The 25,189-nt window shown below is 56.9% G+C and carries 15 protein-coding genes and 2 pseudogenes; 8 read left to right on the top strand and 9 right to left on the bottom strand.

Going from position 1 to position 25,189, the window contains the following annotated elements; genetic code table 11:
• Positions 1 to 40: 40 nt before the first annotated feature.
• Both I9H09_RS20390 and I9H09_RS20385 read right to left on the bottom strand, forming a co-directional pair.
• Positions 41 to 1,033 (bottom strand): response regulator transcription factor, encoded by a 993-nt coding sequence (locus I9H09_RS20390; protein WP_122347039.1) that lies wholly within the window; start codon positions 1,031 to 1,033, stop codon positions 41 to 43.
• Between the two features lie 156 nt (positions 1,034 to 1,189).
• Positions 1,190 to 5,026, bottom strand: a complete 3,837-nt coding sequence (locus I9H09_RS20385) for a sensor domain-containing protein (RefSeq protein ID WP_413469780.1) — start codon at positions 5,024 to 5,026, stop codon at positions 1,190 to 1,192.
• Positions 5,027 to 5,637: 611 nt separating this feature from the next.
• On the opposite strand from I9H09_RS20385, the gene I9H09_RS20380 reads away from it, so the two are divergent.
• The 6 genes and pseudogenes from I9H09_RS20380 (at position 5,638) to I9H09_RS20355 (ending at position 12,493) form a co-directional block, all read left to right on the top strand.
• Positions 5,638 to 5,799, top strand: a complete 162-nt coding sequence (locus I9H09_RS20380; RefSeq protein ID WP_183142440.1) for a hypothetical protein — start codon at positions 5,638 to 5,640, stop codon at positions 5,797 to 5,799.
• Positions 5,800 to 5,902: 103 nt separating this feature from the next.
• A pseudogene (gene istA / locus I9H09_RS20375) lies at positions 5,903 to 7,402 on the top strand (IS21 family transposase).
• A pseudogene (locus I9H09_RS20370) lies at positions 7,395 to 7,760 on the top strand (ATP-binding protein); the annotation flags it as partial. The pseudogenes istA and I9H09_RS20370, both read left to right, overlap by 8 nt.
• A 158-nt stretch (positions 7,761 to 7,918) precedes the next feature.
• Positions 7,919 to 9,637 (top strand): ATP-dependent nuclease, encoded by a 1,719-nt coding sequence (locus I9H09_RS20365; RefSeq protein WP_122347045.1) that lies wholly within the window; start codon positions 7,919 to 7,921, stop codon positions 9,635 to 9,637.
• Positions 9,638 to 9,639: 2 nt separating this feature from the next.
• Positions 9,640 to 11,331: a UvrD-helicase domain-containing protein gene (locus tag I9H09_RS20360; protein ID WP_236502408.1), complete on the top strand. Its 1,692-nt coding sequence runs from the start codon at positions 9,640 to 9,642 to the stop codon at positions 11,329 to 11,331.
• Positions 11,331 to 12,493 (top strand): IS3 family transposase gene (locus I9H09_RS20355; RefSeq protein ID WP_122346372.1). Its coding sequence is split into 2 segments (ribosomal slippage): positions 11,331 to 11,586 and positions 11,586 to 12,493, totalling 1,164 coding nucleotides; the frame shifts between segments, so codons are not numbered across the junction. Before I9H09_RS20360 ends, I9H09_RS20355 begins: the two co-directional genes overlap by 1 nt.
• Here the strand turns inward: I9H09_RS20355 and I9H09_RS20350 are convergent.
• The 3 genes from I9H09_RS20350 to I9H09_RS20340 are packed head-to-tail and all read right to left on the bottom strand — an operon-like array spanning position 12,451 to position 16,968.
• The gene (locus I9H09_RS20350) at positions 12,451 to 14,124 is read right to left on the bottom strand and encodes a hypothetical protein (protein WP_236502558.1); all 1,674 of its coding nucleotides are present in this window, start codon (positions 14,122 to 14,124) and stop codon (positions 12,451 to 12,453) included. The two genes, I9H09_RS20355 and I9H09_RS20350, sit on opposite strands and share 43 nt — an antisense overlap.
• A complete protein-coding gene (locus tag I9H09_RS20345; RefSeq protein ID WP_122347959.1) occupies positions 14,108 to 15,706 on the bottom strand; it encodes a site-specific integrase in 1,599 nt (532 codons plus the stop codon). Before I9H09_RS20345 ends, I9H09_RS20350 begins: the two co-directional genes overlap by 17 nt.
• Entirely contained in the window at positions 15,706 to 16,968 is a 1,263-nt protein-coding gene (locus I9H09_RS20340; RefSeq protein WP_122347960.1) for a site-specific integrase, read from the bottom strand. The genes I9H09_RS20345 and I9H09_RS20340 overlap by 1 nt, the downstream gene beginning before the upstream one ends.
• A gap of 148 nt (positions 16,969 to 17,116) precedes the next feature.
• Between I9H09_RS20340 and ettA the strand changes: the two genes are divergently transcribed.
• Positions 17,117 to 18,808 (top strand): energy-dependent translational throttle protein EttA, encoded by a 1,692-nt coding sequence (gene ettA / locus I9H09_RS20335; protein ID WP_122323901.1) that lies wholly within the window; start codon positions 17,117 to 17,119, stop codon positions 18,806 to 18,808.
• Between the two features lie 53 nt (positions 18,809 to 18,861).
• Here ettA and I9H09_RS20330 read toward each other — a convergent pair whose 3' ends face one another.
• The 4 genes from I9H09_RS20330 to I9H09_RS20315 all read right to left on the bottom strand — a co-directional run bounded on the left by I9H09_RS20330 (position 18,862) and on the right by I9H09_RS20315 (position 22,326).
• Positions 18,862 to 19,359, bottom strand: a complete 498-nt coding sequence (locus I9H09_RS20330; RefSeq protein WP_122323902.1) for a GreA/GreB family elongation factor — start codon at positions 19,357 to 19,359, stop codon at positions 18,862 to 18,864.
• Positions 19,360 to 19,435: 76 nt separating this feature from the next.
• A complete protein-coding gene (locus I9H09_RS20325) occupies positions 19,436 to 19,789 on the bottom strand; it encodes a lipoprotein (protein ID WP_005894284.1) in 354 nt (117 codons plus the stop codon).
• 132 nt (positions 19,790 to 19,921) lie between these two features.
• Entirely contained in the window at positions 19,922 to 21,775 is a 1,854-nt protein-coding gene (locus tag I9H09_RS20320; protein WP_122347961.1) for an Lnb N-terminal periplasmic domain-containing protein, read from the bottom strand.
• Positions 21,776 to 21,837: 62 nt separating this feature from the next.
• Positions 21,838 to 22,326 (bottom strand): DUF3015 domain-containing protein, encoded by a 489-nt coding sequence (locus tag I9H09_RS20315; RefSeq protein WP_002555221.1) that lies wholly within the window; start codon positions 22,324 to 22,326, stop codon positions 21,838 to 21,840.
• A 288-nt stretch (positions 22,327 to 22,614) separates the two neighbouring features.
• Between I9H09_RS20315 and I9H09_RS20310 the strand changes: the two genes are divergently transcribed.
• A complete protein-coding gene (locus tag I9H09_RS20310) occupies positions 22,615 to 25,050 on the top strand; it encodes a Lon protease family protein (RefSeq protein WP_122312181.1) in 2,436 nt (811 codons plus the stop codon).
• The last annotated feature ends 139 nt before the right edge of the window (positions 25,051 to 25,189 follow it).

Below are 25,189 nucleotides of genomic sequence, written 5' to 3'. Positions count from 1 at the left end.
GCCGTTATTGAACATTTCGACGGGGGTTAAGTGCCTGACGTCAGCCGTCAGTCAAATGCAGCAACTGAGTGATCTGCGCTTTACGGGTGACACCCAGCTTGTTGTATATCTTTCTCAGGTGATGGCGGACGGTGCAGGGAGAAACACCGATCGTGCGGGCGACTTCCTTGTAGGTTTGTCCGACCGCAAAGCCTTGGGCGACCTGAAGTTCTCGCTGGCTCAACAGTTCCAGGGTGCTGCGTCGGCGAGCAGTCAGCAGTACAAGGTCGTCTATGGGTTGGGCGGTGATCTGAAGGTTCTGGCTCAGGTAGCCTTTTTCAGGGCAGACCTGTCCTGGCAGACGATTGGACGGCCTGTCAGGCCATTCCGGGTTCAGCATCGAAGAAAACGCAGGCTCCATCGAAAGCAGCACGCCGTAACGATCGCTTACGGCCATCGCCGTCTCGTCGCAGGCCCCTTGAGTTTCCCGCAGGGTGACGAGTGTTCTGAGATAACTTGCCTGTTCGGCGGCTATCAGATGCGGCATCAGCCACTCGACCAAGCGTTTTTCCAAGGGCGAAAAGGGTTCACCGCCTTCCGAGCGGAACAGCGTCAAATGGACGCCCAGTTGTGTGTGAGGGTCTGTCAGCACAATGCCCAGTGCGAACGATAGATCGTAACGGCGGCCGAGTCCGGCAAGCGCTGCAGGTGCGTCTGGTGCAACACAGTGAATGACCTCACAGATGCCCCGGTTCATGTGCATTTTGCCGAGGCTGGCATCTTCGGTCTTGAGTTTCTCCCACTCGGCCGGGTAATCGGGAGACAGGCCCAGCAAAAAAGAACTGTGCTCGACAGGCCAGTTGTCACGCCAGGCAGATCGGCCCCACCAGGCCTTGTCGAATGACACCAGGGTGTTTACCTGCGCAAGCGCCTGATGGTGAAACGTGGAGATCGATGCGCTGCGAACCCCGGTCTGTAGTTCAAGAATCACCGTGTTCAAGGCGTCTATGACCTGACAGGAAACACTGTTCAGGGATGTTATCTCGTCGACCATGCTACCCCCTTGTGTTCATTGTTATGGGTAGAGCAATCGCACGTGAACGCTGTGCGAGGCAGTGGCTCAAGTCTACCCATATTCAGGGTTTCGGCTATCGTTCAAATGTACGATGGTGGCGGGATTATTCGAACGGGCGCCTGGCAAGACAGCCTGCTAATCGAGCATGAACAACGCGTCATTGCTAAATTGCGCTTCGAACTGGCCGGGAGGCATCGGGCGGCCGAAGAGGTAGCCCTGAACTTCGTCGCAGCCGTGCTGGCGCAGGAATTCCAGTTGCTCGTGGGTTTCCACGCCCTCGGCGATGACCGAGAGGTTGAGGCTGTGGGCCATTGCAATAATGGCGCGGGCGATCTGGGCGTCCTGCTCGCCTGACGGCAGGCCGTCCACGAAGGTGCGGTCGATCTTCAGAACGTCGATCGGGAACTGCTTGAGGTAATTCAGTGATGAATAGCCTGTGCCGAAATCGTCCACAGCGATGCTCAACCCGAGGTTTTTCAGGCCATCAAGGATGTGCATCGCTTCCTCGACTTCGCGCATCAGGATGCTCTCGGTCAACTCCAGCTCCAGGCAGGCGGGTGACAGCCCCGTCTGCTCCAGAATGCCGGCAATACGCTTGCCGAGCTGGCCGTCCGAAAACTGTCGCGCCGAGATGTTGACTGACACTTTGGGGACTCGCACCCGGGCCTGATGCCAGTGCTTGAGCTGCCGACAGGCCTCAGCGAGCACCCAGTCGCCGACTTCGACGACCAGCCCCAGCTCTTCGAGCACCGGGATGAAGTCGTTCGGCGGGACCAGCCCGCGGCGTGGATGACGCCAGCGCAGCAAAGCTTCTGCGCCGGTCAGACGTTTGCCATCGCCACTGAACTGCGGCTGGTAATAAAGGGTGAATTCCTGTTGTTCCAGCGCGTGACGCAGATCGCTTTCCAGTTCCAGGCGTTCAAGCGCCGTCGCGTTCATGTCCGCCTGATAGAACTGGAAGTTGTTCTTGCCGCACTCTTTGGCGTGGTACATCGCCGTGTCGGCGTTCTTCATCAGTTGGCTCAGCTCATTGCCGTCCTGTGGGCTGAGCGCGATGCCGATACTCGCGGTCACGAAAAACTCCCGGCCTTCAAGCACAAACGGAGTCACCAGGCTGGTCAGGATCCGCTCTGCAACATGAATGGCGCGGTTCAGCGCAGCTTCGCGAGTGATTGCCGGTTGCAGCAGCAACGTGAACTCATCGCCGCCCATGCGTGCGACGGTGTCATCAATGTCTACACAGGCAAGCAGACGGGTGGCCATTTCCTGAAGCATCCGGTCGCCTGCGGCGTGGCCCAGGGAATCATTGATCGGCTTGAAACGGTCAAGGTCGAGGAACATCAGCACCACCCACGCCTGCTGGCGTTCGGCCTGCTGCAGCGCCGAATGCAGCCGGTCCTGAAAGAGCGTGCGATTGGGCAGATGGGTCAGTGCATCGTAATAGGCCAGGCGATGGATACGGTCCTCACTGGCCTTGCGTTCGCTGATATCACTGAAAAAACACACGTAACTCGCCAGGTCGCCTTCATCATCGACAACGGCCGTTATACCGACCCAGGCCGGATAATGTTCACCGTTACGTCTTCTCAGCCGGATCTCACCCTCCCAGGTGCCGCGACCGTCCAACTGCTTGAGGATATGGCGCATTTGCGCTTCCTGCTCGGTCTCTACAGTGAGCATGCCGGGCAACTGATCGAGTACCTGAGCCACCTCATAGCCGCTGACGCGGGTGAAGGCTTCGTTGGCCTGGACGATATAGCCCGCCGGGTCGGTGATGAGGATTGCCGATGTCGAATGTTCGAATACCGTGGCGGCCATGCGCAGGTCTTTCTCGGCGCGGCGCTGTTGGCTGATGTCCCTGCCGACGCCGAAGATACCCTCGAAGTGACCGTGCTCATCCCATACCAGCACGACGCGCAGCTCCACCGGGATTTTGCGACCGTCGGCGCGCAGGCAGTCGAACACAAACATCCGGGTGGGCACTTCATCACGCAGCCTGGCCAGTTCCCGAGGTTTTTTGAGTACCTTGCCGATCCTGCTCATCAGAGCGTCGAAGCCAGCCAGTTGCTGACGGTTGGCCAGTACTGCCGACCAGCCATTCTGGACAATCCAGTCGGCGCTGTAGCCCAGCGCACGTTCTACGGAAGGGCTCACGTAGTTGATGTCCAGCAGGCCATCTGTGGAAAAGATCACGTCGCTGATGCTTTCGGCGAGCATGCGATAACGCTGTTCGCTGTCACGCAGCGACTGGCTGGATGCCACCTGCTCGGTGATGTCCTTGGCAATGCCGATGATGCGCGTGACCCGATGCTCTGAATCCCAGGCCAATGCCTGCTCGCGCACATCGAAACTACGCCAGTTGTTCTGGCTATCGCGAAAGCGCAGTACGCTTTGCAGCAGCTCGTTATGCCCATGATGGCGTTGACGCAGTCGCATGTCCTGATAGCTTTTGGCGTCCTCCGGATGTAACAGGACCTCCCAGAAAAACTCGCCCATGGCGCGCAGTTCCGGCGCGCTGTACCCCAGCGTGTGGCCAAAATGATGGTTGCTGTAGATCATGCGCTGGCTGAGTACGTCCTGAACGTACAGGTGATCCGGCACGGTCCGGACCACATCGGACCAGAAGCTTTCGCGATCCTGCAGCGACAGCTCTACCTGTTTGCGGCTGGTGATGTCGCCGATACTGAGAATTACTGCATCGAAGTCACTGCGAGCTTCGGGCAGGCGCATGACCAGCCAGAGATGCTGATCCTCGCCGCTGGCGCGGGGCAGGCAGATTTCCAGCTCCAGCCGCGATTGTCTGGCGAGTACAGCATGAATCACCTGGACGCCGATGCCGCGGCGGAAACGCGGTTCGCCTTCGATCAATTGCTGCCATGCCTGTTCGCTGCTCTCTATTTCCAGCAGGCCCAGAGCCACTTCATTGACTTCATTGATGCGCAACTGCTGTAACAGCCGTTTCAGCGACGCAGGCTGACTTTTGAGCAGAACCTCCAAGTCTTCGCCTGTGCTGACCTGAAGCGCCTCGAGTTGCTCCTGAAGGCCGGACATGTCCATCACACAGATCGCGACACCTGCGCCTTCGAAGATGTCTCGGTAACGGCGGCGGCTTTGCATCATCTGGCGCTGACGCCTGCGCAGGCTGATCAGTGCGATCAGCGGCAGAATCGACAGCAGCAGGCCGATCAGGCATTTACCTATCAATGGCGTCAGCAGATCGTTGCGGGCCTTGTAGGCATCGAACATGCCCCGCAGTTGCCAGTCACTGTTGCTGAGCGGTTGCAGCAGAACAGTTTCGGACAGGCCGCTGTCTGCCTCGTTGGAGGGCAGGGGCTCGCGCAGAATCACCCTTTGGGTCTTGCGCTGCTCCAGGCGCCAGGCGTACTGAAAGTTCTGACCTGGCTGGCTTGCCAGATCCTTCAGGGCTTCCGGGGCCATGCGCAATACCCAGTAGTAGCCGTTGGCGTCGCTACCCTGGCGAATCAGCGCGTAAACCTGTGTGCTGTCGTCAGTGCTGGTATAGAAGTAGGGTCGACCGAGCGCCTGTTTCATCGCCTGTTTGAGAAATTCTCCGTCCCGGGACGCTTCGGCGCTGTCACTGACGACGGCTCCGCTCATGTTCAGACGGGCGAAGCTGCGCAGCGCGGGCAGGGCTGTACGCAGGTGCGCCAGCGTTGCCGACTGCCCCGGCAGTTCCCCGGAAGCCTGGGCCTCGTCCAGCAGGTTCATGGCGATCTGCGCCTTGAGCGCCATGTTCAGGCTCAATCGGTCGGAGAGCTGGACGCTGTAGTCCAGACTGCGTTGACGCTGACGCTCCTGAGTCTGATGGAACTGCTCGATCAACTGCCACAGCAACAGCGCCAGCATTACCAGCACCAGCGCTGCCAGCGCACCTTTCACTGACCCACGCAGAGGCCTGGTCGTACTTTCCGGAGCGACATTGGGTGACGGCGAAGGTGCTGTAGTGGGCAAATCGTTGTTCCTGATTGCTGGACTGACGCGGTGGTGCTTTATAGCAAACAGGTCGGTTGCCCGAGGGGCGGCTAGCATGCCCTTAGTTATGGCAGAGTGCCAGCCTTTTGGGGGCGGATTGTTTGCCCTGCGGCCTGCATTCCGGTAGCTTTGCGCAACGCGCGTTACCCGCAGACTCCTGCATGAGTGACCCCACTTTTTGCACTATCGACCCGGCTTTATAATTGCCTGCACTGCCCCAATCTGTTTATGCCTTGTCTGATTCAAGGCGCGGAACGGTCAGGCGGCAAGTCTCAAGGACAAATAAAGCTTTTTTCGACCGGAGCTTTAAGCTCGTTGCCCAAATCGGTCTTCATCACAGACGCTAGGTTTTCATTCCATGGCTCAATAGAGCTATCTACCCTATTAGTTTTTAGTCACGTTTTGCGCTCTGCAGTTGAGCCCTCACGATTACTGGCTTTCCAGCCGATCCGGTATTTCTTTTCTGCCAATTCTGTGTTGGGGAAGGTATTTTAGTTAGATTTTGCTGATTTTGGGTCCGATGTAGGCATCAAAACCTAACTTTTTCGTTGCGTTCCTTTGATCACTTTTTAGTCAGGTATCGCCCGCAAATGCTGCGCGTGGATTGCCTGGAACAAGACGACGTGGATGTGGGCGAACTGCAACTGAGCCACTACCGCCTGAGCAAGCGCGCCGAGCATCATCTGCGCCTGGGTGAAGAAGAGGTTGAGTATACTCTTAAGCTTGGCAGCGACGTGGGCTGTTGCCGCTGACCGAAAACTGACCCATTAAAGGCTGTTCTGCCGACTGAAAACTGACGCAGGTGTTCAACTGCTTCTGCTCACTTTCCGAGCAGGAGAACACTAGGTGATCAGCATGGAAATGATGGGAAAAATTCGGCGGATGTATTTCCGCAACAAGCTGTCGCTTCATCAGATAGCGAAGCGTACCGGGCTGTCCAGAAACACCATCCGAAAGTGGATCAGAGTCCCCGAAACCAAACAGCCGGTGTACCAGCGGCAAGCCGCTTTCAACAAGCTCAGTCCTTTCCACGAAACGCTGGAACAGGCACTCAAAGCCGATTTGCTTCGGGCAAAACACAACCGCAGAACCGCAAAGGCTCTCTTCGAGCAGATCAAAGCCGAGGGCTACGACGGTGGTTACAGCCAGCTGACCGCCTTTATCCGCGCGTGGCGCGGCGAGCAAGGAAAATCCTTGCGAGCCTTTGTGCCGTTGACGTTCGCGTTGGGCGAGGCTTTCCAGTTCGACTGGAGTGAAGAAGGTCTGCTGATCGGCGGGCTGTTCAGGCGGATCCAGGTCTCCCACATGAAGCTCTGTGCCAGCCGTGCATTTTGGCTGGTTGCCTATCCCTGCCAAGGTCACGAGATGCTGTTTGATGCCCATACTCGCTCGTTTGGGGCACTGGGCGGAGTGCCTCGTCGCGGCATTTACGACAACATGAAAACGGCTGTCGACAAGGTCAGCAAGGGTAAAGACCGGACGGTCAATGCCCGCTTTTCGGTGATGTGCGCGCATTATCTGTTCGACCCAGACTTCTGCAACGTGGCTTCGGGCTGAGAAAAAGGGATCGTCGAGAAGAACGTCCAAGACAGTCGGCGGCGTTTCTGGCTCGATGCTGTAGACTGCCTGTTTCATACCTTCGATGACCTGAATATCTGGCTCGGCCAACGCTGCCGAACTCTATGGAGTGAGCTGCCGCACCCGCAATACAAGGGGCTTACGGTGTCAGATGTCCTGGAGCTGGAGCGGGTGGAAATGATGCCGATGCCCAGCGCTTTCGACGGCTACGTCGAACGTACTGTGCGGGTCTCCAGTACCTGCCTGATCAGCGTGGCGCGCAATCGTTACTCGGTGCCTTGCGAGCGCGTCGGTCAGTGGGTCAGCAGCCGTTTATATCCCTCGCGGGTTGTGGTCGTTGCTGATGAGACCACTATTGCCAGCCACGAACGGCTCTTTGATCGAGACCAGGTCAGTTACGACTGGCAGCACTACATCCCACTGATCGAGCGCAAGCCTGGCGCACTTCGCAATGGCGCCCCGTTTGCCGATTTGCCAAAACCACTACGCCTTCTCAAACGTGGCCTACGGCGTCACGTGAACGGTGATCGCGTCATGACACAAGTCTTGGCTGCGGTGCCCATCACCGGTCTGAACTCCGTTCTGGTGGCCGTGGAGCTGGTGCTTGAGTCTGGCAGCTTAAGTGCTGATCACATCCTGAATGTCCTGGCTCGACTGACGTCCACTGCACCGCCGCCTTCTGTAGAAACGAGTCTTCAGCTCAAGGTCGCGCCGGCGGCCAACACGGCCAGGTATGACCAACTGCGTGCGAAAGATGAGGAGAGCCGAAATGCGTGACTTGATGGCAGAACTTAAAGAGCTTCGTCTGCACGTTATGGCGCACGCTTGGGAGGAACTGGCGGCCCAAGGAGAAGCGTCGACAGCATCCTCAAAATGGTTGCTGGAGCATCTACTCCAGCAAGAACATGCAGATCGCGCCGTGCGCTCCGTGAATCATCAGATGAACATGGCCAAACTTCCCATGCATCGTGACATGGCTGGCTTTGACTTCAGCGCTTCCGGCGCTTCCAGCGCTGATGCCCGTCTGGTTAGGGAGCTATCGAGCCTGGAGTTTACAGAGACGGCCCAAAACGTGGTGTTCATTGGCGGGCCTGGAACCGGCAAAACACACTTGGCCAGCGCGCTGGCCATATCAAAATGGCACACCGCCCCTGGAGACTCCCCGCTCGCTCTTTTGTGCTCCGCGGACTAGCATGATCTGGATCCATTTTTCCCAAATCATGGTTTTCCAAGTAGCAAGACTCCATGGTTGAGGGTCTCACAATAACGATATCAGGCCACTCCCCGCGTCTTATGAAAATTGACTACGTCGAACTGAAGCAGTACCGAAACTTTGCTGACGCTCACATCAATCTGGCCAAAAACAGCCTAGTGATTGGGAGCAACGACGTCGGTAAAACAAACATGATCCATGCGTTGCGGCTCCTGCTGGATAAGAGCTTGTCGGACGCGGACATCGAACCGACGACACACGATTTCCATTGCGCTCAGGACGGAACCCAGGCTGACTCGTTTTCCATTCGAATTGCCTTCTCCGAGGTGACTCAAGATGCGGTGCTCTCTCAGCTCAAGGGGCACGTCAGTGCCGACGGACATTTTTTCCTTGAGTTTCGCGGGCACAGCACGGATTACCGCTATGAAATCGCGGCTGGACATGATGCTAATGCGCTGGAGGTTCTTCCTAGCCGTTTCTATCTAAAGTACCTGCATCTGAAATACATCCATTCCCAGCGTGACCTTGTGCGATACATCCGCTCGGAGAAACGGCATTTGTTGCGTCTCGCGCAGGCCGCCCGCAGCGAACCAGAGACAGAGGACGATGCTCAACAGTTGCAGGCGCTTAATGAGTTGCTGAAGTCTGTGAACGATGGGGTCCGAAGCCTGCACTACGTAGCAGAAGCAACTAAAGACCTTAATGATGAATTGAAGGCGCTCTCCCATCATCATGCTGGATACAACGTCTCGCTTGATACAGGTGCTATTGGCATCGAACAATTTATCGAGCAGCTGGAGTTGGGAGCAAGCACCAACGGGTCGCGAGTGATGCTCGGTGGTGACGGTCGTAATAACCAGATTCTGCTCGCTTTGTGGAAAGCTAAAAGCGTGCTTGAGCACGATCAAAACAGTGAGGTGGTGATCTATTGCGTCGAAGAGCCTGAAGCGCATCTGCACCCTCATCAGCAACGCAAGCTGGCCAGCTATCTCATCAGTGCGCTCCCTGGCCAGACCATTGTTACGTCGCACTCTCCGCAGATCGCTGCAAGCTATCGACCCGACTCCGTCGTCAGGCTGCTAAGAGACAACGGCGCGTCCCGCGCCGCCAGTCAAGGATGTTCTGCCTGCATTGATGATGCGTGGGCAGGCCTTGGCTATCGAATCAGCATACTCCCTGCAGAAGCATTTTTTGCTTCGTCAGTGATGCTGGTCGAGGGTCCGTCTGAGATGCTTTTTTATGCTGCCCTGGCACGCGCACATAACATTGATCTCGATCACAGCAACGTATCGCTTCTGTCTGTAGATGGAGTTGCTTTTCAGGTTTACAAACACGTGTTGGACGCTTTGGAAATCCCATGGGCCATGAGAACCGACAATGACATCTCCAACATCTCGCTTGGTCCTCGGGATGCACCAGTGCCGCATCGCCATGTGGCGGGTATCAACCGTGCTCTGTCGCTAGCGGGGATGCCTACTCAAGACCACCGTCCTGTGCCGTATGACCACGCGGCCTGCTTGGCCGACGGCAATTGGCAGGCTGTCAGTGCTGCTGTTGCCCCTCTTGGCATCTATCTCTCGCAAATCGATCTAGAGAACGACATTGCCATCGAGCTACCGGCGTTGCTTGCAGGCTTTAGGGGCTTGGCATTACCTGAAGCTATTGAATACCTTCAGGGCAGGAAAGCTATCCGTATGCAGGAATTCGTTGAGCACTGCGGGGGGCGGCTCATTGCGCCATTGGAGGGGAATTTGTTGAAACCGCTGATCTATTGCCTGACTACCGCGGGGCAAGCTTAGAGATGACTCTCTTCACACCCAGCGCGGAGCAAGAACAGGCTATCGAGTATGAAGGCAACATGGTCGTGGTCGCACGCCCCGGCAGCGGCAAAACCAGCGTCGTGTCCCGCAAAGTTCGCAAACTTGTATCAGGGTTGCGTCCCTATCAAGGGATCATCGCGATCTCGTTCACCAACAAGGCAAGCGATGAATTGGAGCGACGCTGTAAAGCCGACGCTTTTGACGTGAAGAGCTCGTTCTTCGGCACGATCGATGACTTCTGCCTACGCGAGATCGTTTATCCATTCGCGCGGCAGTTGATGCCTGTCGCCACTGACATGAAGACCGCGAAGCTCCGGGAACTACCTGTACCATTGACGCAAACGCTGCCAGCAATTCCTATGCAGGATGCGACCGTCGCCAACACCGCCAACTTCCTGCCATTCCTGTACCAAGCATTGGCACAGGGCTTCGTCCCGCTGGAAGCTGTGGGCACGCTCGCTCACCACATAATCGAACACTCACCGGCTTGTCAGCGTTATATCACTGCCCGGTACCGTGCTGTGTACATCGACGAATATCAGGACAGCGGACATTTCCAGCATCAGTTGTTTCTGAAACTCAAGGAGCTGAGATTGCTGGCTGTTGCCGTTGGTGACAGCGATCAGTCTATTTACGGGTTCGCGCATAAGGACCCTAGGTATCTGCTTGCGCTAACGCAGCAAGGCAGTGACTTCGCGCGGTTTGCTATCACCACGAACTTCCGCAGCCATCCCTCTATCAACAATTTTGCGCTTCGACTGCTCGATCCGAATCACCCCATTACGCCGACCCAGGATACGAGGGTGTTCATCAAGACGGTCGTGGGTGACCAGAGAGCGATCGGGGCATGGTTGAAGATTGCGATCCCTCATCTGATGCAGCATTACCAAGTGGCGTCGGCCGGCAAGGTCGCAATCTTATGCCGGCATCAGCACTCTGCGCGATTGATCGCTGACAACCTGGAGCTTAAACACCGCCTCATCGGGGACAGTCCTTTCGAAGCTACACTGGCCGCCGAGTCAAGTTTGTTCTCGGATCTACTGCGGCTGCGCTATGACCCGCAGATGACTGCAGAGGCATTGATTGATCGAATGAGATTGCCCAAGCAGAGTGCTAACGAGCAGCGTGCCGTACGTAAAGCAATATTGAGTTGCAGATCCTGCTTGCATTGCGACCTGACTCAGACCGTACTGACCGCTGCAACGTGCCTGCTGGGGCGTGAGCCGTCAGTAGACGGCACGACAGAGCTTGGTCTTGTCTGCAGAGATGCCGGCAAACTCCGGCACTTTCAAAAGTCAGATCACGAGGCAATTCAGATCATGACGCTGCATAAGGCGAAAGGGCTGGAGTTCGACCTGGTTTTTCACGCCGATCTTTACGACCACGTGATCCCGACACGACGTTACCCGCCAGGAACGTACGGTCAGGTAATCTTTGAAAATGAGATCCAGTGCCTAAATCTGCATTACGTAGGTGTTACCCGCGCGGTCAAAGCTTGTGTGCTCATAACATCGAATTTTCGCATCAACGGGCAGGGAGCGGTTAAGGATGGCGCACCCTCACAGCTCATCGGGAGGAATGGAGCGAACGCTACTCCCATCCCTTGGTGTAGTGGTCTAATGATTCCGGACACTCATTTAGGCGAGAATATCGCCAGATATAGAGGTGTCTGATGACCAAGCAACGCCGTACCTTCTCCGCTGAATTCAAACGTGAGGCCGCAGGCCTCGTGCTCGATCAAGGTTATAGCCATGTCGAAGCTTCTCGCTCGCTTGGAGTGGTCGAGTCTGCGCTGCGTCGCTGGGTTAGCCAGCTCCAGCAGGAGCGCAATGGCGTGACGCCTCAGAGCAAAGCCCTGACGCCCGAGCAGCAGAAAATTCAGGAGCTGGAAGCGCGCATCGCTCGTCTTGAGCGGGAGAAATCCATTTTAAAAAAGGCTACCGCGCTCTTGATGTCGGAAGAACACGAGCGCTTGCGCTGATCGATCAGCTAGGTGCCCATGAGCCGATCGAATTGCTGTGCGAGATGTTCGAGACACCTCGCTCGTGCTACTACGACCATTGCCAGCGGCGTCGGGCTCCAGACACCGAGCGGGTTCGTTTACTCAGTCGAGTCAATGAGCTGTTCGGGCAAAGTCGAAGCGCTGCTGGCAGCCGCAGTATCGTTTCGGTATTGCAGGAAGATGGCGAGCAAATTGGCCGGTTCAAGGTACGTGGCCTGATGCGGGAACTGGGATTAATCAGCAAGCAACCTGGCTCTCATGCTTATAAAAAAGCAACAGTGGAGAGGCCTGACATTCCGAACATTTTGAATCGGCAGTTCGATGTACCCGCGCCCAATCAGGTTTGGTGTGGCGACATCACCTACATCTGGGCGCAAGGAAAATGGCATTACCTGGCGGTGGTTATGGATCTTTATGCGCGTCGGGTGGTGGGCTGGGCGTTTTCAAACAAACCGGACACGGACTTGGTCATCAAGGCGCTGGACATGGCTTATGAGCAACGCGGCAAGCCTCAGGGCCTGCTGTTTCACTCAGATCAGGGCTCCCAATATGGGAGCCGACAGTTTCGCCAGCGGCTTTGGCGATACCGCATGCGCCAGAGCATGAGTCGCCGAGGTAATTGCTACGACAACTCGCCGATGGAGCGTGTATTCCGCAGCTTGAAAACCGAGTGGATACCCGCCGTGGGCTACATGACGGCCCAAGAGGCACAGCGGGATATCAGTCATTATCTGATGCATCGCTACAACTGGGTTCGGCCACACCAGTTCAATAATGGACTGGCACCCGCTCAGTACGAGAAAAAACTTAACGTCGTGTCCGGGATCAGTTGACCACTACAGATAGACCCCATCGTCGTGCGTCCAGAGAAGGCGTCAATCAGAAGCTGCGACAGGCCGGCCTCGTGCATCCGCGTGTTCAATTCGTGCCGAAACGCATGCGTGTTGACCTTTACTCCGGGATAGCCATAGCGCTCGAACAGGCTTTTTCTTGTCGGATCGTTCGTACCGCCTAACTGCGTACTCAATCGACTAGAGGTCGCGGCGATCTCCACGCCAAACCCGTGTTGCGCACTCAACGTATCTGAGTTTGCAGTCATTGCTCCCGTGCGCACGGTGAACAACGCATCACGATACTTCACCCGCGGTTTACCCTCCGTGTACGGCGTGGTGTAAGGAAAATCTTTTGGAAGATACTTCTCGCGCACCAGCACATTAAGTTTGCGCAGCGTAATCACACATTGGTCGTCAAATTCCCAACCCTGGACTCCATTCTTGCCCTTAATATATATCCCCTTCCCTCTGCTGGAGTCCCACCCGTCACGGATCTCGGCCAAAAGGGCCCGGGCGGCGGGGCTGAACGCCTTTTTCTTCTCAAGGCTTTTCAGAAACTTGGCATTGAATACTGCTCGCGCGTAGCCCTTAGGGGCTGCGAGTTTCAGCGCTGCACAGGCTTCGACGTATGTGAGCGGTTCATCAGGCCTCTTGAGCGGCACTCCTTCGTGGGGGGGGAAATCATCGGGATTGTCTTCAAGCCAGGCGGCGTAGGCCCGCGCTTCATCGGTGATCGGTTTCAGTAACGTGATGACCCGCTCGACGACCGGCTCCATTTCAGGCCTAACGACGGGCTTCAGCGTCACCTGGTTCATCTTTTCCGCGTACCAGCGAAGGAACATGCGCCGGTTGCCCTGAGCATCCTCTTTGAATAGCAGGAAATCCAATGGGAGATCCGCCAATTCACCTACGCGACTTGGTGCACTCAGTAACAGCGCACAGGCGGATGTCACCACGATGTCGAGGTCGCTGGTCAATTCGTTGGTGAAGACTTCCCCAAGGGCTTTGATCGCCTCAGGGTTAGGCAGCTTCTGTTCCCGATCTTCTTTTTGCTGCTTGAGCGTACCTTTCTGGCGCTGCTTCAGCGGAGAGGTCCACCGGAAATCTGACTTGAGCAGTTTTTTGGCCCGCATCAGGGCGATGATGGCTTCAAGTGACTTACTACGAAGATATGCGGTGTTTCCTTTTGTCCATTGACGCTCCATGTGCTGGCACGCATTATTACAGACAGCGGCGGACAACCGCGTCACATCCCACGTGCCGGTCAATTCGAATAGAGCGACTTCCAGCCCCCTAAGGGCGGTTATCCAATCATCGACCGTCTTTCTCTGCAAATACACTCTTCGGTACACCATCATTGCTTTGGCGAAATCCGTGAAGGGGGCCTGCATCGTCTTTGGGGCAGATTTCGTCGACCCAAGCGCCGTGAAGCTACCACCTATGAAGCCATGCGGTTGCCAACTGCTGTCTTCCCAGCGAACGCTCGCGTTCACTCGATTGGGAATGCTCTTGGGCAGAGTCTCTTTTGCCCATTCGATAAATGCCGCGAGATTATCCAGCGCATCCAGCTGGCTCTTGGGCTTAAAATCAACAATGTTATCCGGCGATTCAGAGTCAAACGCTTCGGTCATTTTTCTGGCTTCTTGGGTCTTTTGATCGGCGCATGGCCTCGCAATCCAGAATCACCTTGCGACAAGCCAGAATGGCCCGATCCCAGAGCACACCGGTCGTTTTATCCGTGGCAATGGTTTGCTCCCGGCGACGTTCCAATCGCTCAAGGACCGCGTGGTGATCGGCGTACAGAAGGGGTTGGAATTTTCCGCATGCGTAACAGGTGTATGGCGCATCCAGATGGCAGGCGGCGGTGGCACCGCATATTGCCACATCCTCGATTTGTCGATCCGCTCTATTCCCGTTTTTCGCTGAGGTGCGGTCAGAGACGATGATCCCGGTGAACGCATTCACAACCAATGCCAGATGGTCGCTCATCTTCGCGTCGATTAACGTCAGCAACTCAGGGGACACGGCGCGATACTTTCGCACTGTCTTAGTGTCGCTATGCATCAATGCGCGGGCAATCGCAAACTCACTCAGCCCTGCATTGGAAAGATCCGTGCCGAGGGTGTGCCTGAACCGGTGCACCCGCGTAACTTTCAGCGGCTGATGGGTGCGAGGCGAAATTGGAAAACCCCCCATCCGTTCGACGCGATGAAGCCATAGTCTGGCCGTTGCTGATCCGATATGAAAAATGGGCTGCGGCGCGTCTTCGAGGTCTTTTTGATGGGTGCTATCGAGCAAAACAGGGGGCGTCATCCGCTCCAGAAATCCGGCTTCATCATGATCCACCTTCTTACGAAAGAGCGGCACATTCTGGATGGCGACGTTCCAGTTGACACCACTGGGATACGCTTGCCAGAGTTGCGCCAGAATCACTGCCTTGTAGGCCTGCACGGCGTTGTAGAGGTCCTCATCTAGTCTGAATATTTCGGATTTAGTTCGCCAACCCGCCTCGTCGCCTTTTAGCTTTGCCCAATGGAACTTGACGTCGCCCTTTGTGAAATCACCAAAAACCATCATTCGCACCTGATGGCCACGCTGCCCATAAATCATCAACATGCGCAGGTACATGTAATGCTCGAAATCTAACTGTCCGTGACAAAACTGCTCATGTATCCATTGATACAACGCATCCTGCTCGACCTGAGTGAGCGGTCCTTGTTCGGGATCCAAGCTGAGGATCACATCGTTGCCGGAATTTATTTTCCTGGGCAGTTCATTGTAAGCATCGATCAGGGATTGCGAAGGGCGCTGTTCGAGGGATTCGCAGTCGTGCCAAAACGCCATGAAAGCGGCAATCAGACTAAACTCTCTATAGCTAAACCGCTCCCGTAGAGCGATCAGTTGACCCTCGTTGAGCGGGTCCAGCCCGGCCTGAGCAGCCAGCGACAACAAACTGGCGGTGTTACCAACCGTGCGCGCTGCCGCATCAGCCATTCGGTACGCCAGGGCGGCATTTAACCAAGGCTGCCAGTCCGGCTCGACGCAAGCAATAGCCGCTTTCCAGTTGACTGAATTACTAGCCGATTTGTCCGGTTTCCACATCGGTTGTGCGGGTGTGAACCACCCCCCACATTTCGCTAGGCGAGGCGTGTTTAGCCATGCATCCAGGCTGTCCTTCGTGGGTGCCTGAAGTGCTTCAACGGCGATGTTCACTATGAACCTCCCTGTGTGGTGATGGCCTTCTGACGTCTGGCCGTAAACCGCTCGGCCCGTTTCTGTATCGCTTTGTCTGCCTCTTCCTTCCAGAATTTGGCGCCGTAGAGGCCGGGCATGTTTGAATCGGGACTCCAGCCGAACATCCATGTGAGGGTCTTTTGTACCTGTGTGGTGCGATCCTCCGGCGAAAGCACTGCCAGTTCCTCACGCATGCTTTCCAACATCGTGTAGACCGAATCATGCCTTAGAATATGCGTGTGCACATGGGCCAGTTCCGGCGCTATTTCTCGGACCCTGAACAGAACCCCATCCACTGCCTTGATGGTCAAAGGTCCGCCCTCATTTCGCTTGTGTGCCACCAGCAAAAACGGATGCTTTCTTGCCTGCGATGTGCCGCTACGGGGCTTTCTGTGGCGATATTTCGATTCGTACTTAGTTATTGCGTCATACAGGTCATCGGTCATCACTAGCATGCGCTCATTGGTTTTGAATTGCGGGGCCATCGTTCGTGGATCGAAGCTCTCATCCTCCAGGTTAACCACCGCTAGTTGACGATTGTGCCAGTGAATATCGCTCGTCTTGATCAGCAGCATCTCGGAGCGTCGAAGCCCCATGTCGAGACCCAGCAGTAAAATGATGTAATTACGCAGCCTGATGGCTTCCTCTGAAAAGGGGTTCTCGGCGCTATCCGGATGCATGATTTCCAGCAATCGAGTTCGCTCTTGGCTGGTAAGCCCTTTCATTTCGTTCATTCGCGTTTCTTTCCACGCAGGTCTGGCCGCTTTGATCTTGCGGTTGATGCGCTTCTTCAGATCGTCAACCGCCTCATATCGTGTTGAGCGATCACCCAACTTGTCATAGAGGAAGGCTAGATAGTCGCGCACCGTCTCGATTCTCTGCTGCGCGTGGACTTTGCCAACGGATTTGTAGGCAGTCGGATGCAAGCGCATCCCCGCATACTTAATGGCCAAGGTTTCCTTGCTAAACCCCGCGTCCGAGACAAACCTAGAAAGCTCACTGTCTGTCAGGTATTGGCTGTGAGGGCGCTGTTCGAGGTGAGCAATCAAATCAATGGAGGAAAAAGCCAGAAAACCCTCAAACACAGCCAGATGCTCAAGGTACTTCTTGGTCGTTTCGAGGGCTCTGCCCGAATGCTCCATGGTGATGTATAGATTGGGGTAGTAGGCCGGGATGGAGTGTTGCACCAGCAGCTTTCTTCGAGCAGCATTCACCACCTGCTCTATGATTTGGAAATCCATGCTACTCTCTCACAAAACATAACCTTTCTCAGTATAGTCAGCAGTATCGGCTGGTCAGCGCAAAACCTAACGTTTTATTTTCCCGAATTTAAGCGCTGGTCGCTACCATTCAAGCGCTGAAGACAAAGGATTAAAGGCGAATCAAACCATGTCAAAAAGTGACAAAACAGGCAAAACAGGCTCTTACGTCTACACCATGCATCGGCTGAGCAAAGTTGTGCCGCCGAAGCGTGAAATCCTGAAAAACATTTCTCTGTCTTTCTTTCCAGGCGCCAAGATCGGCGTGCTGGGCCTTAACGGTTCGGGCAAGTCCACGCTGCTGAAGATCATGGCAGGTGTCGACACCGAATTTGATGGCGAAGCTCGCCCGATGCCGGAACTCAATGTGGGTTATCTGCCACAGGAGCCGCAACTTGATCCGAACAAGACGGTTCGTGAAGTCGTGGAAGAGGCGGTCAGCGTCATCAAGGATGCGCAGGCGCGTCTTGATCAGGTGTATGCCGAGTACGCCGAGCCAGATGCCGATTTCGACAAGCTGGCGGCCGAGCAGGCCAAGCTCGAATCCATCCTGCAAGCCAGCGACGGTCACAACCTGGAGCGCCAGCTGGAAGTGGCGGCTGATGCGTTGCGCCTGCCAGCCTGGGACGCGAAGGTTTCGGTTCTGTCAGGTGGTGAAAAGCGCCGCGTGGCACTGTGCCGTCTGCTTTTGTCTGCGCCGGACATGCTGCTGCTCGACGAACCGACCAACCACCTGGACGCCGATTCCGTCGCCTGGCTGGAGCACTTCCTGCACGACTTCCCAGGCACCGTGGTAGCGATCACGCACGACCGTTACTTCCTGGATAACGTGGCTGGCTGGATTCTGGAACTTGACCGTGGTGCGGGTATTCCTTACGAGGGCAACTATTCTGGCTGGCTTGAAGCCAAGTCCGATCGTCTGGCCCAGGAATCCAAACAGCAGACCGCCCATGAAAAGGCCATGAAAGACGAGCTGGAGTGGGTCCGCAAGGGCGCCAAGGCGCGTCAGTCCAAATCCAAGGCACGTCTGCAACGCTTCGAAGAAATGCAGTCGCAGGAATTCCAGAAGCGCAGCGAGACCAACGAGATCTACATCCCTGCCGGTCCGCGTCTGGGCGACAAGGTCATCGAATTTAAGAACGTCACCAAGGGTTACGGCGACCGCGTGTTGATCGACAACCTGTCGTTCAGCATGCCTAAAGGCGCCATCGTCGGCGTTATCGGTGGTAACGGTGCCGGTAAGTCGACCCTGTTCCGCATGCTGATGGGCAAGGAACAGCCGGATTCGGGCAGCATCGAAGTCGGCGAGACCGTGCAACTGGCCTGTGTCGACCAGAGCCGTGACGATCTGGACGGCAGCAAGTCGGTATTCCAGGCTGTTTCCGACGGTTCCGATGTGATCCGTATCGGCAACTACGAAATTCCGTCGCGTACCTACGTCGGTCGTTTCAACTTCAAGGGTGGCGATCAGCAGAAGTTCGTCAAGGACCTGTCCGGTGGTGAGCGCGGTCGTCTGCACCTGGCGTTGACGCTGAAGGAGGGTGGCAACGTCCTGCTGCTCGACGAACCGTCCAACGACCTCGACGTGGAAACCCTGCGTTCGCTGGAGGAAGCGCTGCTCGACTTCCCGGGCGCTGCCATTGTGATCTCTCACGATCGGTGGTTCCTTGACCGCGTGGCCACGCACATTCTGGCGTACGAAGACGACTCACAGGCGATCTTCTTCGAAGGCAACTACACCGAGTACGAAGCCGACCGCAAGAAGCGTCTGGGCGAAGCAGCGGCTCAACCGCACCGCGTCCGGCACAAAAAACTGGCCTGATCAGCGTTCAGGCATGCGCCGCTCCCGACCGGGAGCGGCGCTGTTTTGAAGGGTCATTCTTCGGTTTCGATCAGCAGCACTTCAATCGAAAGATCCCCTGCCGGCCGCTGCCACACCACCTCGTCACCCTGGCGGGCGCCAATTAATGCGCGACCCAGTGGTGAGCCCCAGTTGATAAGCCCGTTGGCTGCATCAGCCTGATCTTCCCCGACCAGATGCACCCGCTGGCGGTTGTCGTCTTCATCGGCGAACGTCACCAAACTGCCAATCTGCACCTTGTCGGTCGAGACCGCGGGCGCGACCACCTGTGCGCTTTGCAAGCGCTGGTTGAAGTAACGCAGGTCGCGTTCAATGTCGGCCAGTCGCTGTTTGTCGGAGTCGTCTCCCAAGGCACTTTGCGCACTGTGCTGGGCTTGCAGGGTACTCACGTGTTCATGCAACAGCTGCAGACCGCGTGCGGTGACGTAATTGGTCTGCTCGCTGACCAGCCGTTCTATCGGTTGTTCGGCATCGGCGGCAGCGTTGTCTTCGTTTACAAAAGCGCGACTCATGAAGTGTCCTCCCTAATAGGGGTTAGGCCACGCGCGCAGGTTATTGGTTTCGTCGGATTTCCAGTCTGTCCGCGAGTCAGTTCGGACGATAGGCCTTGGCGGCGCTGCGGGTCTTTTCCTGTTCCCAGGCACGATCACGATCATTGAGGATCTGCCCGGGGTAGAAGCGGTCGCGGTTGTTCTGGGCGGCCTGACACTGGCGAAAACCATCCGTCCAGCCTTCGGCGTAGAGTTTTTCCTTCAGGTAACGAGGTACGTTCTTTCTGAAAAGCCCGGTGCTGGCGCCTGCCGCTTCACGGCCGCTGCCACAACCGTCCTGGTACCCGTCGGCAAAACCGGGTGGATAACCCTCGGCCAGCATCTGGTCACGGGTGGACTGACAACCCGCCAGCACGATGGCCAGCGACAACAACAGCCAAAACCGCTTCATGATGGCTTCCTCTTCTTATTGGAGGAGTCTAGAAGCAAATGTGTGAGTTATTTGTAAAAGCGACGTAGGGAATGTGTCAGGTGATCACGCTTTCATCGCCCCAGGCGCGATGAAAGCGTTTTAGCAGCCGAGTCAGTAGTGATACCACTTCACTTCAAGCATTACTTCGTTCTGCGGCGAACTCATCTGGCTGAATTCGCGTTGGGCGCTGAGGCGCAAGCCCAGGTTGCGGGACAGCTCCCATTGCTGATTGAGGCTGACGCTGCGGCGTACTTCACCATTGGTGAAATAATCGCCCTTGGCTTCCAGGCTCAGGTTGCCAAGCGGGTTGCGCCACAGCACGCCGGTATTGAAGCCGGCAGCGGGGGAGATGAACTCGGCGAAGTCGTTATTGTGCTCTAAGCGCACCGTACCCAGCGCAAAACCGAGCACTTCGTCGGCCAGTTGCCAGGTTCCGCCGCCACCACCGTTGACATGGCTGACGAGGTTTTCATCGCCATGCTTGCCGAGCACCCGTTCGAGCCCGCCAGTGACCTGCCATGACCACGGCTTGAGCAGCTCGGTGCGCGGCGTCAGCGAGCGAATGGTCGCCAGATCCAGTTGCTGAACCTGCCAGTCGTTGCCCTCGTATTGGCGAACCTTGAGTTGCAGTATCTCGATCTGTGCGCCCAGCGGGAATCCGTAAGCGTTGTCGTTGAGGTCGTGGTAGGCCATGCGCAGGCCGTACTCGGCAAAAGCTTTGTCGCCGCGTGTACCGGCGCCCAGTTGCCAGGTGCGCGACTCATGGCCTTCTTCCGGCAGACCGGGACGCTGGATATCCAGTTGTGGCGGCGGGTTCTGGTTGATCGCCTGCAGCAACTCGAAACTGCGTTGCGAGCGCTGTGTGTCGCGCTCAAGCCCGTTGGCGCGATAACGCTCCAGGCGATAGGCCGCATCCTGAATCAGCGCACGGCGCTCTTTGGGCTGGGCCAGGTACTGGCTATCCTGCAACTGCTTTTGATCGGCGCTGACCTTCAACACCCACTGCTGTTCGTCGGCATCGAGCGGCGCTGCACGGCTCAGCAGTTCGCGCTCGCGGGACGGGCGATAGTCGATTTTTTCGACCAGCCCGGCGGCCTTGATAGCTTTGACGGTGTCGGTAGGGATTGCGGTCAATTCGAACTGGTCGGTCAGATGCAGCCCCGGGCGTGCAACCTGCAGCAATTCCAGCAGGCGATAGGAGCAGTTTTCATCGAAGAAAAAGTAGCTGAAGCGGATCTGCTTCAGTTCCCATACGTGCTCGACCATGCGCCCGGTTTCTTCCGGGGTCAGGTTCAGCCGGTATTCCCACAAGTCGCGGTTTTCCAGGCTGCGGTACTCGGACAGCTTCTCTTGGTAAGGGACCAGTGCAAATAGCCCCGGATAGCCGCCCGCCAAGCCTTTCCAGGCATACAGAATGCTGTTGTCCATGCCTTCTATGTAGGCACCGAAGTTGATCGCATAGCTCAACAGTGTGGTGTTGTTGGTTTTCGCGCTGGCCGGGTCGATGCGCAGCAGCGTGTGGCCGAACATGGAGGACGGGCTGTTGAGGTAGGCCGCCGGGAAAATCAGCACGGTGCTGTCCGGGGCCACGTCCTTGTACCAAGCCTTGAACTCCTTGCAGTCCGGGGTCGGCAGGCCGGTCAGGTGCAACTGATCGCGCAGCCAGCGGGTTCGGGCCGGGTACACGCACTGGGCGTGGGTCTGCTCATCGGTGACTGGCGCGTAAATGGCGTCCAGGGTTGCGCTCAGCTCTGCCTGCGGGTCATGAGCACCGTCGGCGGCGAGGAAGAATTTGGGGTCGGTCACGTAACTGCGCCAGCCGCCGAGCTTGCCAGCCTCGTAGTGGCCCAGTGAAATCCAGAATGGCTCGTCGGCCAGTTGCTGCAAACGGTCAGCGGGTGCATGAGGGGCCGCAGACAAGGGGGCACAGACAAACAGCGCCAGCGATACAAGACGTTTGAGCATAGAGGGCAACTAGTCAGGAAGGAGGAGCCCGCCTCTCACGAAAGAGAGGCGGGCGAACGACTTTAAGCCTGGGTAGCGTACTTGGCCAGGGTCGGATCGTTTTTCAGAACGTTGACAGTGTTGGTGTGAACGTCTTCAGCGGTGGCGTCGGCCTTGCTGAAGATTTGCGAGAAGTGTTCGTGAGTGACGGCCGCGAAATGCTCGCGGTCTTCAGGCGCAACGCCCAATACCACGGCGTAGGTGGTCAGCGCTTCGCCCTGACCCATCGCCATGTCCTTGGAGAGTTCATCCATCATGCCATTCATGGCAAGCCAGGATTTACCACCGTAGGTCAGTGCGCCATTGGTGGAGCAGCCGTTGGTGCCGGAAGTCATGCCGAACGTGGCGTTACCCGAAGTGCCGTTGGTGGTCGAAGCCAGGAAGTGAGCTGGAGTGCCGCGCTGGCCTTCAAACAACATGTTGCCCCAACCGCAGTCAGGACCGCCTGGAGCTTGTGCCATAGCGTTGATGGATACAGCGGCGAAGAGCGTTCCAAGAAGAATCCGTTTCATAGCTTTTTCTCTTTTTAGTTCAGCCAAGGGTCGAGTTTCTTGAGTCGTCACATCAAGACAGATGGTCTGCCAGCGACCACCTGTGCAATTTGGAGCGTAGGCGGGTTCGAAGGGTTCCGCGACCTGTCACAGATTATTACCTGAAATTTTTTTTTTCATCTTGCGTTCGGCATCGTCCCGACCATTACTTCCTGCCGGGCAAGGCCTCGGGTTCTTTCCTGCCTTGCAAGTCGCATGCGGCGAGCGCCAGAATGCCGACATCTGCCCTGCCTGATGTAAGGAACACTGATGCCCGATTCTGTCGCAGCCAACCTACGCCTGGCGCCCCACGCGCTGACCCGTCCGTTTTCCGCTGAGCAGTTCAGCTTTGCGACTACCCACGAGCTTGAACCCTTTCGCGGTGTACTTGGCCAGGAGCGCGCTGTAGAAGCCTTGCAGTTCGGCGTGGCCATGCCGCGTCCCGGTTACAACGTTTTTGTCATGGGCGAACCCGGTACCGGGCGCTTTTCATTCGTCAAACGCTACCTCAAGGCCGAAGGCAAGCGGATGCAGACCCCGTCGGACTGGGTTTACGTCAACAACTTTGACGAACCCCGCGAGCCCAAGGCACTGGAGCTGCCGCCAGGCAGCGCGCACGCATTCATCGCCGATATCAATGGCCTGATCGACAATTTGCTGGTGACGTTCCCGGCGGTGTTCGAGCATCCGTCCTACCAGCAGAAGAAAAGCTCGATCGACCGTGCATTCAATCAGCGCTATGACCGTGCGCTGGATGTGATCGAGCGCCTTTCTCTGGAGAAAGACATCGCGCTGTACCGCGACAGCACCAACATCGCCTTCACCCCGATGGCGGATGGCAAGGCGCTGGACGAAGCCGAGTTTTCACAGTTGCCCGAGGCTGACCGCGAACGTTTTCATGAAGACATCTCCGCCCTTGAAGAGCGTCTAAATGAAGAATTGGCCAGCCTGCCGCAATGGAAGCGCGAGTCCAATAATCAGTTGCGTCAGTTGAACGAAGAAACCATCACCCTGACCTTGCAGCCGCTATTGGCACCGCTGTCGGAAAAGTACGCCGAAAATGCAGCGGTCTGCGCGTATTTGCAGGCAATGCAGGTTTACTTGCTGAAAACCGTAGTCGAGCAACTGGTCGACGATGCCAAGACCGACGCCCAAGCGCGCAAGTTGCTGGAGGAGCAATACAGCCCGAGCCTGGTGGTCGGTAACAACCACAATGGCGGTGCGCCGGTGGTTTTCGAGCAGCACCCTACGTATGACAACCTGTTCGGGCGCATTGAATACAGTACCGATCAGGGCGCGTTGTACACCACCTATCGCCAGTTGCGACCTGGCGCCCTGCACCGTGCCAACGGCGGCTTCCTGATTCTTGAAGCAGATAAAATGCTCGGCGAACCCTTCGTGTGGGATGCCCTCAAGCGCACTCTGCAGTCGCGCAAGTTGAAGATGGAATCGCCTCTGGGTGAGTTGGGCCGGGTCGCCACCGTGAGCCTGACGCCGCAGGTCATCCCGTGGAACGTCAAGATCATCATCATCGGTTCGCGCTCGCTGTATTACACCCTGCAAGACCTCGATCCTGACTTCCAGGAGATGTTCAGGGTGCTGGTCGATTTCGACGAAGAAATCCCCATGGTTGACGAGACACTGGAGCAATTCGCCCAGTTGCTGAAAACCCGTACTTCGGAAGAAGGCATGGCGCCATTGACGGCCGACGCGGTTGCGCGGCTGGCGACCTACAGCGCTCGACTGGCCGAGCATCAGGGGCGTTTGTCTGCGCGCATCGGCGATCTGTTCCAGTTGGTCAGCGAGGCTGACTTCATTCGCCAACTGGCCAATGATGACAAGACCGATGCAGGGCATATCGAGCGGGCCCTCAAAGCCAAGGCCACGCGTACCGGACGGGTCTCGGCACGCATTCTCGATGACATGATGGCCGGCGTGATCCTGATCGACACCGACGGTGCGGCCGTCGGCAAATGCAACGGCCTGACGGTGCTGGAAGTCGGTGATTCCGCCTTCGGTGTACCGGCCCGTATATCGGCGACGGTGTACCCGGGTGGCAGCGGGATCGTCGACATCGAGCGTGAAGTCAACCTCGGCCAGCCGATCCACTCCAAGGGGGTGATGATTCTGACCGGGTACCTGGGCAGCCGCTACGCTCAGGAATTCCCGCTGGCGATTTCCGCGAGCATCGCGCTCGAGCAGTCCTACGGTTACGTGGATGGCGACAGTGCGTCGCTCGGCGAAGCCTGCACGCTGATTTCCGCGTTGTCACGCACCCCGCTCAAACAATGCTTCGCGATCACCGGCTCCATCAACCAGTTCGGCGAAGTGCAGGCGGTGGGAGGGGTCAACGAGAAGATCGAGGGCTTTTTCCGCCTGTGCGAAGCGCGCGGTCTTACGGGCGAGCAGGGCGCGATCATCCCGCACGCCAACGTCACTACGCTGATGCTGGACGAGCGTGTGGTGCAGGCAGTGCGTGACGGGCAATTCCATATCTATGCGGTGCGTCAGGCGGATGAGGCCTTGAGCCTGCTGGTCGGCGAGCCCGCCGGTGCGCCTGACGAGAACGGTGAATTTCCGGAGGGCAGCGTGAACGCGCGCGTGGTGGAGCGTTTGCGCGACATCGCGGAAATGCTCAGCGACGAAGACCTCAAGGAAGAACTGGAGAAAGAGCCTGCTCAGTTGCAGCCCGAGCTGAAAGCCTGATAAACGCCAGATACCGGGCAGCTCAGATGCCGCCCGGTGCCTCACTCTTCCGTTCATCAGGGATGTTTTGCGCAGGGGCGGTTTTCTTCTAGTCTTTCACCTTAATCGCAGTGGCCAGACGGATTGGCGTACATCCTGC

This window comes from Pseudomonas tremae (genome assembly GCF_023278125.1).
GTDB classification, from domain to species: Bacteria; Pseudomonadota; Gammaproteobacteria; order Pseudomonadales; family Pseudomonadaceae; genus Aquipseudomonas; species Aquipseudomonas tremae.
Note: the sequence above shows the minus strand (reverse complement) of the source record. Positions and strands in the feature narration are given on the sequence as shown.